The following is a 10,680-nucleotide window of genomic DNA, read 5'->3' as shown; positions in this document are numbered from 1 at the left end:
CTTCGGGCTTGTGCTTCTTCTGGGGCATTCCTTCGTCCTCCATCTGGCTCGAAAGCCTACTTCAGGGAGGACCACTTTTCAGGGGGCAGGCCACGGCCTGCTGGACCCGGTGGAACAGCCCAAGGGGAATGACGAGGTTCTGACCTATTTCTCCAGCCCTGGCGGCTGGGAAGACGACCCTGACGCCGAAGAAAAGGCCCGCCGACGGCAGGCCCTTTACAAGCTGGCCGGGGCTTACGCGCGGACCTTCGCCGCCGCCGCCGAGGATCCGGCTGCCTCTGGGGTCAATGATCTGGAGCTTGCCCAGTATCGCCGCGAGGTCGACCATGCCATCGCGCTGCGCGATGCGGTCCGCCTGCATAGCGGAGATGCGGTAGACATGAAGCAGTTCGAACCTGCAATGCGGCGCCTGATCGACACCTACATCAAGGCTGACGAGACCGAGGTGATCTCGCATCTCGACGATATCAGCCTGATCGACCTGGTCGCCAGCAAGGGTGCGGAAGCCGAAGGGGCGCTCTCTCAGGCCATGAAAGGCAGGCGGGAGAACGTGGCCGAGGCGATCGAGAACAACGTCCGCCGGGTGATCACCGACGAGACCCCGGTGAACCCGAAATTCTATGAGAGGATGTCGGAGTTGCTGACCGATCTGGTAAAGAAACGCCGGGACGACGCCATCGCCTACGCGGAATACCTCAAGAGGATCGCGGAACTGGTCCGTGCGGTGAAGGCCGGTCATGGTGGGGCCTACCCGGCAACAATGAACACGCCCGGCCGCAAGGCGCTCTACGACAACCTCGACCGGGACGAAGACCGGGCACAAGCGGTCGATCAGGTGGTCCGGGAAACGGCCCAGACCGGGTGGCGCGGCAACAGGATGAAGGAAAGGATGCTCCGGCGGAAATTGGCGGAGGCGCTGGAAGACGATGAAACCGTGGATCGCATCATCGAGATCATCCGGACCCATGACGAATACTGAGGTGATCGAGGTCGCCGGTCTGTCGGTCGAATTGGTGCGCAAGCCGATCAAGAACCTGCATATCGGGGTCTACCCTCCGACGGGACGCGTTCGGGTCGCCGCCCCGCCGGCGATCAGCGAGGACGCCGTCCGGGTTGCCATCGTGACCCGCCTCGGCTGGATCAAGAAGAAACAGCGCGAGTTCGCAGGGCAGGCCCGGGAAACGGAGCGCCGGTATCTCTCCGGAGAAACCCATTATTTTCTGGGCCAGCCCCTGAGGCTGTCTGTCCGCCAGTCCGGATCACGTGGATGCAGCATTGAACTCGAGGGAGCGGACCGCCTGACGATGACCGTTCCTGAAGGCGCAACGGCAGATCAGAAGGCCCGATGGCTGGACGCCTGGTATCGGAGCGAACTGAAATCGCGCACGGCGCCCCGCGTCGTGAAATGGGCGGAACGCCTGGATGTCCCGCCCCCCCGCTGGGGCGTGCGTCAGATGCGAACGAAATGGGGAAGCTGTAACCCGGACAAGCGCCTCATCTGGGTCAACCTGGACCTGGCGAAAAAGCCCTTGCCATGCCTGGATTACGTGGTCCTGCACGAGATGGCGCATTTCGTGTCCCGCCGGCATGATGAAGCCTTCTTGGCCACCCTGGACCGACACATGCCGGCTTGGCGCCAGACCCGGGCCGATCTGAATGCCCTGCCGCTGGCGGAGATGGCCCCATGACCGTAACAATGGCTCTCCTGCGGAAAGGCAAGGCCGGTCACATTGGAGGGCTTCAAGTACGGCCCATACCGGACCTCCACCTACCAGATCGGATGCCGCGGTGCGGCCCGTCGAACCGGCCATTCGCTGCGGCTGCGAAGGCACGCCGCCGGCGCTCCGCACCTCGCGGGGTATACCTGACACAAACTTTCAGATGTCGTAGGTAAGGTCATCGCGGCCATCTGGTTTATGGAACCGCGTGTCTTGATCGACTACGGCTGTGGTGCCGCCACAACCCGGAGAAGGCCGTGCCGAGCGACGCGACACTCGTTTTCTACCTGATGGGCCTCGCCGCGCTCATGATGGCGTCGAACCGGGTCCGCTATGACCTGATCGCGCTTTTCGTGCTTGTGACCCTCGCCCTTTCGGGAATTCTCAGCCCGGCCGAGGCTGTTGCGGGGTTCGGGGCGACCATCATCATCATGGTTGCGGGATTGTTCGTCGTCGGCGAGATGCTGGAGCGGACCGGCGTCGCCCGCACGGTGGGGGACCAGATCCTGAGATACGGCCGGGGCCGGGAAGTGCGGCTGATGGTGCCGCTTTGCGTTGGCGCGGCGGTGTTGGGGTCGGTGATGTCCTCGACGGCGGTGGTGGCCATCTTTATCCCCATCGTCCTGCGCATCGCGCGCGATTCGGGCATAAACGCGGCCCGGCTGCTGTTGCCGATGGCGTTCGGCGCCCTGATTTCCGGCATGCTGACGCTGATCGGCACGCCTGGCAACCTGGCCGTCTCCGACGCGCTGCGCGATGCCACCGGCCAGCCGCTCGGCTTTTTCAGCTTCACCATCATCGGGGTGACCATTCTGGTCCTCACGGTGCTGTTCTTTGTCTTCATCGGCCGTCACCTGCTTGGCCCGCTGACCGCCAACGGCACCGGCCAGCCACGGCGCAGCGACCGGTCCTTTGCCGACATCTTCCGCATCCACGGCCTGGACCGGGCCGAGGTCATGCGGATCGAGAAAAGCTTTGCCGGCAGCGCCGCGCGCGACCTGACCGCCGCCGCGCCGCGGATCCTGTCGCGTTGGCGCCGCGGCCCGCGCGGCACCCCGCATGTGACGCTGTTCTCGATGGGGATGGACTTGCGGCGTGATGACCTGGTTGTCGTGACCGGCAGCGAGGCCGACCTTTCCCGGTTTGCCCAAACGCCCGGTGTCGCGTCGGCCGGTTCGTTCTACGACGACATGAACAGATGGATCGACACGCTGGGGATCATGGAGGTGATGATCCACCCCGAGGCCGGCATCCGGGGATCGACCCTGGCCGATCTGGCGTTCCGCGAAAATTACGGGCTCGAGGTTCTGGATATCCTGCGCGACGCCAGGCCGGTGTCCGACATCCACACGACCCCCTTGCGCGGCAGTGACCGTCTGCTGGTCGCCGGCCCGTGGTCACGGCTGGACGGGATCAATGCCGCCACGCGCGACTTCGTCATTCTCGAAGAGCCGGCCGAGCGGGCGCGGTCCGTGCCGAATTCGAGCAAACTCTGGATCGCGCTCATCATCCTGTTCGGCATGATCGCGGTCTCGATCGGCGGGCTGTCGATCACGATCGTGGTGATCCTGGCGGCGATTGCGGCCGTGATGAGCGGCACCATCTCTACCAGCCAGGCCTATCGATCGATCCGTCTGGATACGCTGGTGCTGATCGCGGGCATGCTGCCGCTTTCGACGGCGCTGGACAAGACCGGCGGCGCCGACATGATCGTGACCGCGCTGTTGCAGATGGCGGGCGACGACAGTCCGCGGGCGGTCATGATGGCGCTGTTCTTCCTGACGATGTCCCTGAGCTGGATCCTCTCGAACACCGCCACACTGGTTCTGGTGGGACCAATTGCAGTAAGCGCAGCGCTGTCGATGGGGGTCTCGCCGGTGCCGATGGCCATCGCGGTGCTGATCGCGGGATCGGCGGGCTTTGCCTCGCCAGTGTCGTCGCCGGTGGTGACTTTGGTGGTCAGTCCGGGCAGCTACAGGTTTGCCGACTTTCTGAAGGTCGGCGTGCCGCTGACCCTTGGCATCGCGACCATTGCGTTACTCATCATCCCCGTCGTCTTTCCGTTCTGACGGCAACTTCAGGGCACTGACCCTTTGAATACCGGCCCCTCGCTTCTTTCGCGGGCATGGGGATCGTGGGGCTATGGCGGACGCGGGCTTTAGAACGCGAGCGGCGGGCCAAAGTCCGCTTGAAAATAGATATAATATAACATTACGCTACTCTCACGCCTCGCCTGGATGAGGCACGCTTCGCAAAGAAACAGGGAGAGCCCGATGCCAACGACCGACGAGACCATGCACAGCGAGCATCTGAGCCAGGCGCAGGATCATTTCCGCTGGCGGCGCGAGCACCTGGAGGCGCTGGCCACGCTGAAGCGGGCCGAGGCCGCGCTGATGCTGCACGAGGCCCGGATCGTGGGTCACGAGGCCGAGATCGCCCGGCACGAGGAACAGATCGCCCATGGCACGGCGCATGCCGCGGCGGTGGACGCGGGTGACCATGCGCGGATGGCCCATGACCATGCCCATGGCGCCGAACACCATGTGGGGCTGTTGCAGGCGATCAAGGCCGTCGCCGCGCAGCTGGACGGGGAGACGCGGACATGAGCGCGACCGCGAAACTTCCCGTCACGGTCCTGTCGGGCTTTCTGGGCGCGGGCAAGACGACCCTGTTGAACCATGTCCTGAACAACCGCGATGGCCGCCGCGTCGCCGTCATCGTCAACGACATGTCCGAGGTGAACATCGACGCCGACCTCGTGCGCGCGGGCAGCGACCTGACCCGCGGCGAGGAAAAGCTGGTCGAGATGAGCAATGGCTGCATCTGCTGCACGCTGCGCGACGACCTGCTGGTCGAAGTGCGCCGGCTGGCCGAAGAGGGCCGGTTCGACTACCTGCTGATCGAGTCCACGGGCGTGTCGGAGCCGCTGCCGGTCGCGGCCACCTTCGAGTTCCGGGACGAGGAGGACCGGTCGCTGTCCGACATTGCGGAACTGGATACGATGGTGACGGTGGTCGATGCCGCCCACCTTTTGCGCGACTTCTCCAGCCAGGATTTCCTGAAGGATCGGGGCGAGGATCTGGGACCGGAGGATGAGCGCACGCTGGTCAACCTGCTGACCGACCAGATCGAGTTCGCCGACGTGATCGTGCTCAACAAGGTGTCCTCGGCCACACCCGAAGACCTGGCCGCCGCCCGCGGGATCCTGCGCGCGCTGAACGCGGACGCAAAAATCATCGAGACCGATTACGCGCAGGTGGACGCGGCCGAGATCATGAGTACGGGCCGGTTCAGCTTCGAGGCCGCGCATCGCCACCCGACCTGGGTGCAGGAACTTTACGGTTTTGCCGACCACGTGCCCGAAGACGCCGAATACGGCATCACCAGCTTCGTCTATCGCGCCGAGCGGCCCTTCGATCCGGCCAAGCTGGCCGAATTCTTCGACACCCCGCTGCCCGGCGTGATCCGCGCCAAGGGGCATTTCTGGATCGCGACAAGGCCGCACTGGGCGGGCGAGTTCTCGCTGGCGGGGTCGGCGGTCGAGGTGCGCGGCCTGGGGTTCTGGTGGGCCGCAGTCCCCGAAAAGCACTGGCCAGCCGAAGAGCGCGTGCGGATGGCCGAGCGTGTGGCGGGCGAATTCGGCGACCGCCGGCAGGAAATGGTGTTCATCGGCACGCTGGGCACGATGAACCGCGACCGCATCACGTCGATGCTGGACCGCTGCCTGGTGCGGGAAACCCGCTTCGAGCCCGACCGTTGGGCCCGCCTTCCCGACCCGTTCCCGCAATGGGGCCATGCCGCATGAGGGGCAACGCGCGCAGTTCCCTTTCGGCCCGTGCGCGTAACAATCCGATGGCGGCCCATGACCGCCTGCCGCCCCCGGCCCGCGCCTGGGTGGCCCAGGCCGTCCTGCCCTGGAGCGCGGCCTCCGTCGCCCGCATCTGGCGCAAGGCACTGGCCGAGACCGGTTGCGAAAACGAGGCCCTGAACAGGCTGGCGGCCGCAGAGCGCGCGACGCTGGCCCGGGAAAGAGGGCCGGACATGATGGCTATTCCCCAGTGAAGAGCAGCGCGCGGGGATTGCGCCGCGCGCAGGCGGGCGTCACTGGACGCCCGCCTCGATCGACAGCCGGATGAGTTCGCTCGTGTTCGTGACGCCAAGCTTGCGCTTGAGGATGGAACTCGTGTTCGCGGCCGTCTTGTAGCTGATGAACAGTGCATCGGCGATGGATTGAAGGTCCGCACCCTGTCCCAGCAGGCGCAGCACCTGGTGCTCGCGCTCGGTCAGCGAGGCCAGCGGATCGGCTGCGCCGCCGACCCGCATCGACGCGAGGGCGATGGCCAGACCATGGCTCAGGTAGATTTCGCCCTGCTCCAGCGTGCGCACGGCCGCCTCGAACTCATCGGGGGCGGAATTCTTCGACAGGTAGCCGCGCGCCCCGGCCTCCAGCGCCTTGGCCGCGAAGACGGGCTGTTCATTCATCGTGAAGACGAGAATTTGCGCGAGTGATGCGCGCGCCAGCAGCGGCGCGATCATCTTCAGCCCGCCGGGGCCGGGCATCCCGAGATCGAGCACGATCAGGCCCGGCCGGTGCGCTTCGGCCAGCCGGTAGGATTCGCGATCGGTCATCGCTTCGAACACCTCGCCATAGCCGAGGTCGCGCAGCAACTGGCCGCAGCCGATATGCGTCACCGGGTGATCGTCGATGATAAGGGCGCTTTTCATATGTCTGCATCCATCAGGGGCGCCGCGGTTACGGGCGACGACATGGGAAGGACGACCCAAAGGCGCGTGCCGCCGCGGGCGCGCGTCTGCACCCCCAGGCGGCCGCCCATGGCACCGACGCGGTCGCGCATCGCCGTCAGACCGCGCCCCTCGACGGCATCGGGCGACAGTCCGCAGCCGTCATCCTCGATGCTCAGGGCCAAGGCGGGCGCGTCGTCCGTGCGTCGTTCAAGGACAACCCGAACGGTGCGCGGATCACCGTGGCGAAGCGCGTTCGTCACGCCCTCCTGAACACAGCGATAGATGGTCAGATCGAGGATTTCCTCGGTGTCCTCCAGGTTCTCCGGAAGGCAGACGCGCCAAGTGATGCCGGGGTGCGTGCTGCGGAAGCCCTCCAGCATGTCCTGCAGCGCTTCGACCAGTGACAGCTGCCCGATGGTCATCGGGCGCAGGGTCGTCAACAGCCGGGTGTTCGCCGACTGGATCTGGTTGACGATCGAGGTCACGGTTTCGGCGTCGCGGCGCAGCGCCCCATCGCCCGAGGCGGACGCAGCCTTCGCAATCGCCCCGGCCTTGACCTTGAGGCCGAAAAGGCAGGGACCGAACTCGTCATGCAGTTCCATCGCGATGCTGCGCCGTTCCGCGTCGCCCAGTTCGACGATCTTGCGCGACATCGCGGCACGCTCGGCCTCGCTGGTCCGCAGGCTGTCCGACAGCGTGTTGAACCCCGCCACGATCGGGTCGAAATCCGGGCCGCGGACGCCCGATATCCGCGCCGACAGGTCCCCGCACCGAAGCGCGCGCAGGCCTGCGTTCAGCGTGTCCAGAGGGCGCAGCGCTCGTCGGATAACCGCGATCAGCACGAAAAGGGTCACCGCGAACCCCGCGCCCATCGTCCAGATCAGCGCCGAAGCGTCTTCCCAGACCTCGGCGATCTCGTCCCCGGGGGCGGTGGTGATCGAGACGAAGCCGTACTCCACGCCGTTTTCCACGACCGAGAGCCTCGTTTCGCGCACCGAGGGCATGACCAGCGCACGGAACCAGCCCGGCGCGCCGTCCTGCGCAACCTCGTCGGCCAGGGACAGGTTCGGCAACCGCCCGGTGCGCGAATCGAATAGAGCAAGGCGTACATGGCGCGGCGAGACGAGCTGTTCCGAAAGCGTCGGAAGCACCGTGGTAGGCGGCCCCGACCGGATTGCCATGCCGACCGCGGCGATCACCTGTGCCCGCGCGCTCCGCTCAGCTGAGGCCATCTCGAGCTCCACCGCTTCGCGCGCGTTCTGCACCAACACACCCGTCGCCAGTGCCAGCGCCGCAAACTGCAACAGCGCCACGCAAAGCACCACCTGCCAGCGAAGGTGAAGCCGGTCGAGCATTGATGTCCTCCCTGTTCGGCCGAGCCTAGCGCGGCCCGCCGCCGCCGTCGATCAGCCAAAGGTCGGAACGGGAAAGTTCGGCACCCCCATTGCCGATTCTTCCCGGCCAGAATTGGGAGGAAAGGCGCCGCCCCGCCATGCTAGCCCACAGCTGGGAAGGAGCTTGGGGAACATGACGAAAGCACGTGCATCAGGGGGGTGGTCTTGCCCCCGCATCCTGCGCAACGGGGCAATCGGCGCGATCTCCCTCGCCCTGACGTCCCTGGCGACACTCCCCGCCAGCGCGCAGGAGGTGCGTTCCGCCGTTCTTCGCGTCGATTACCCCTCGCTCCTTCCCCTGTCCCGCCTTGATCTGCCAGTCGAGGATCTCGGCCTGGCCGGGGCCGCGGTCGGCACCGAGGACAACGCGACCACGGGCCGTTTCATGGGCCAGACCTACGACACGGTGACCCGCGCCGTGCCGCCCGGAGATCTTGCCGCCGCGTTCGAGGAACTCGTCGGCCAAGGCATCCGGCTTTTCGTCGTGCTCGCCCGCGAGGACGAGCTTCTGGCGCTGGCTGATGCCGCGCCCGCGGACGCCCTGATCCTCAACGCGCGGTCCGGCGCGCGCAGCCTGCGCAGCGAGGAATGCCGCGCGAACCTGCTGCACATCGCGCCCAGCGACGCGATGCGGGCCGATGCGCTGGTCCAGTTCCTCGTGTGGAAGAAATGGACCGACCTGTTCCTCGTCCACGGCTCGAACCCGGCCGACCTCGCGCTGGCCGACGCCTACCGCGCCGCGGCGCGGAAATTCGGCGCGGAAGTCGTGGGCGAGCGGGAATTCGAGGATACCGGCGGCTCACGTGTGTCGGATTCGGGCCATGTGCTGGTGCAACGGCAACTGCCCGTCTTCATGCAGGACACGCCTGACCACGACGTGGTGCTGGCGGCCGACGGCACCGACTATTTCGCCGAACACCTGCCCTACAACCTGTGGGAACCGGCCCCGGTGGCGGGCGCCACAGGCCTGGTGCCGGTGTCCTGGGCTCCGACGCATGAGTCCTGGGGCGCGACGCAGATGCAGACCCGGTTCGAAAAGCATGCCGGCCGGACGATGCGCGAAGAGGATTATCAGGCGTGGCTAGCGGTGCGGGTGATCGGCGAGGCGGTCACGCGCACAGGCGCGGCCGATGCGGACACGATCCGCGACTACGTGCTGGGCGGGGAATTCGAACTCGCCGCGTTCAAGGGGCAACCGGTGACCTTCCGCACCTGGAACGGCCAGTTGCGCCAGCCGATCCTGCTGTCGAACGGGCGCATGACGGTCAGCGTCTCGCCGCAGGACGGCTTCTTGCACCAACGTTCGCCGCTCGACTCTCTCGGGCTCGACGAGCCTGAATCTGCCTGCACCGCCTTCGAATGAGGACCAAGACGCTGCGCACCGTTTTCCTGGCCACCACGCTTCTCGCCTCGCCGGCGCTTGCGAACAAGGTGTTCGTCTCGAACGAACGCGGCAACACCGTGACCGTGCTCGACAGCGCCACCTGGGAGGTGCTGGCAGAATTCCCCGCCGGCAACCGCCCCCGCGGCATCACCATCTCGCCCGATGGCAGCGAGCTTTACGTCTGCGCCTCGGATGACGATCTGGTGCGGGTGTTCGACCCCGAAACCTACGAGGAGTTGCACACCCTTCCCTCCGGCCCCGACCCCGAACTGTTCGTGCTGCACCCCTCGGGCAACCCGCTTTATATCGCCAACGAGGACGACAACCTGGTGACCGTGGTCGATACCGAGACCCGCCAGGTTCTGGCCGAGGTTCCGGTGGGGGTAGAGCCCGAGGGCATGGCGATCAGCCCCGACGCGCGTGTGGTGATCAACACCTCCGAAACTACCAACATGGCGCATTTCATCGACACCGAAAGCTACGAGATCGTCCAAAACGTGCTGGTCGATCAGCGCCCGCGCTATGCCGAGTTCACCACCGACGGGGCGAAACTCTATGTGAGCGCCGAGATCGGCGGGACGATCAGCGTGATCGACCTGACCGGCGAGACTCCGGAGATTGCGAAGAAGATCACCTTCGAGGTGCCGGGCGTCCAGTCCGAGTGGCTGCAACCCGTGGGCGTCAAGGTCACCTCGGACGGCTCGCGCGTCTTCGCGGCGCTCGGGCCGTCGAACCGGGTGGCCGTGATCGACGGGGAGACCGACGAGGTGATCAAGTATCTGCTCGTCGGCCAGCGCGTCTGGCAGCTGGGCTTCACCCCCGACGAGAAATACCTGATCACCACCAACGGCAACTCGAACGACGTCTCGATCATCGATGTCGAGGCCGAAGAGGTGATACGCTCGGTCCAGGTGGGCCAGCAGCCCTGGGGCGTCGTCGTCGCGCCCGATTGACAAAGACACACATAAATGGAGATCGAGGGAGGATACCGAATGAACCGGCTTTCACTGGCGCTGGCTGCGGCGCTCATGGCGGGGCCCGTGGCCGCCGCGCCGCTTTGCGACAACCTCGGCTTTGCCGGGCTTCTGGCCAGCTGCAACCGCGGCGAGCCGATCGAACTGACGCTGGCCTCGGGCCAGCCGCTGCACGCGGGCGCCCAGCCCATCGAACTGCAATCGGGCGCCTATTACGAACTGCACATCACCGCCGACGGGTCCGCCGAACTGGCGATCACGGGGCCCGGCTTCTTCCGCAACATCTGGATCAACGAGGTCGTCATCAACGACATCGAGATTCGCCCGATGGCCGTCGACAGCCTGGAATTCGACGCCGCCGGCACCGCACGGATTTCCTTCGTCGCGATCAAGCCGGGCAGCGTCGAGCTGAAGATTCCCGGCTCGACCGGCGATGCGCAGCGCGTGCAATTCTCGATCCGGTA

Annotated in this window: 10 protein-coding genes and 1 pseudogene; 9 read left to right on the top strand and 2 right to left on the bottom strand. The window is 66.0% G+C overall.

The annotated features are described in order from the left end of the window. From EV662_RS19190 to EV662_RS19165, 6 genes and pseudogenes are all read left to right on the top strand, one after another. Positions 1-979, top strand: a pseudogene (locus EV662_RS19190) (DUF3387 domain-containing protein); the annotation flags it as partial. After that, entirely contained in the window at positions 966-1,688 is a 723-nt protein-coding gene (locus tag EV662_RS19185; protein ID WP_132466482.1) for a M48 family metallopeptidase, read from the top strand. The pseudogene EV662_RS19190 and the gene EV662_RS19185, both read left to right, overlap by 14 nt. 287 nt (positions 1,689-1,975) lie before the next feature. Continuing rightward, positions 1,976-3,787 carry an SLC13 family permease gene (locus tag EV662_RS19180; RefSeq protein ID WP_132466479.1) on the top strand — a complete coding sequence of 604 codons (1,812 nt, stop codon included), beginning with the start codon at positions 1,976-1,978 and terminating at the stop codon, positions 3,785-3,787. A gap of 204 nt (positions 3,788-3,991) precedes the next feature. Next, a complete protein-coding gene (locus EV662_RS19175; protein ID WP_132466476.1) occupies positions 3,992-4,324 on the top strand; it encodes a hypothetical protein in 333 nt (110 codons plus the stop codon). Further along, positions 4,321-5,523 carry a GTP-binding protein gene (locus tag EV662_RS19170; protein ID WP_132466473.1) on the top strand — a complete coding sequence of 401 codons (1,203 nt, stop codon included), beginning with the start codon at positions 4,321-4,323 and terminating at the stop codon, positions 5,521-5,523. Before EV662_RS19175 ends, EV662_RS19170 begins: the two co-directional genes overlap by 4 nt. Beyond that, positions 5,520-5,780: a DUF6525 family protein gene (locus EV662_RS19165; RefSeq protein WP_132466471.1), complete on the top strand. Its 261-nt coding sequence runs from the start codon at positions 5,520-5,522 to the stop codon at positions 5,778-5,780. Before EV662_RS19170 ends, EV662_RS19165 begins: the two co-directional genes overlap by 4 nt. 39 nt (positions 5,781-5,819) lie before the next feature. Here EV662_RS19165 and EV662_RS19160 read toward each other — a convergent pair whose 3' ends face one another. After that, entirely contained in the window at positions 5,820-6,443 is a 624-nt protein-coding gene (locus EV662_RS19160) for a response regulator (RefSeq protein WP_132466468.1), read from the bottom strand. Continuing rightward, positions 6,440-7,819, bottom strand: a complete 1,380-nt coding sequence (locus tag EV662_RS19155; protein ID WP_132466465.1) for an ATP-binding protein — start codon at positions 7,817-7,819, stop codon at positions 6,440-6,442. Before EV662_RS19155 ends, EV662_RS19160 begins: the two co-directional genes overlap by 4 nt. A 172-nt stretch (positions 7,820-7,991) precedes the next feature. Between EV662_RS19155 and EV662_RS19150 the strand changes: the two genes are divergently transcribed. The 3 genes from EV662_RS19150 to EV662_RS19140 all read left to right on the top strand — a co-directional run. Next, positions 7,992-9,221: an ABC transporter substrate-binding protein gene (locus EV662_RS19150; RefSeq protein ID WP_132466462.1), complete on the top strand. Its 1,230-nt coding sequence runs from the start codon at positions 7,992-7,994 to the stop codon at positions 9,219-9,221. Continuing rightward, entirely contained in the window at positions 9,218-10,195 is a 978-nt protein-coding gene (locus tag EV662_RS19145) for a YVTN family beta-propeller repeat protein (protein ID WP_132466459.1), read from the top strand. The genes EV662_RS19150 and EV662_RS19145 overlap by 4 nt, the downstream gene beginning before the upstream one ends. Before the next feature lie 39 nt (positions 10,196-10,234). Next, on the top strand, positions 10,235-10,680 hold a 446-nt coding region (locus EV662_RS19140; protein ID WP_132466456.1), incomplete at its 3' end, for a cupredoxin domain-containing protein.

Origin of the sequence: Rhodovulum marinum, from assembly GCF_004343075.1 — a bacterium.
GTDB lineage: Bacteria > Pseudomonadota > Alphaproteobacteria > Rhodobacterales > Rhodobacteraceae > Rhodovulum > Rhodovulum marinum.
The sequence above is the reverse complement of the archived record's forward strand: the minus strand, read 5'-3'. Positions and strand labels throughout refer to the sequence as shown.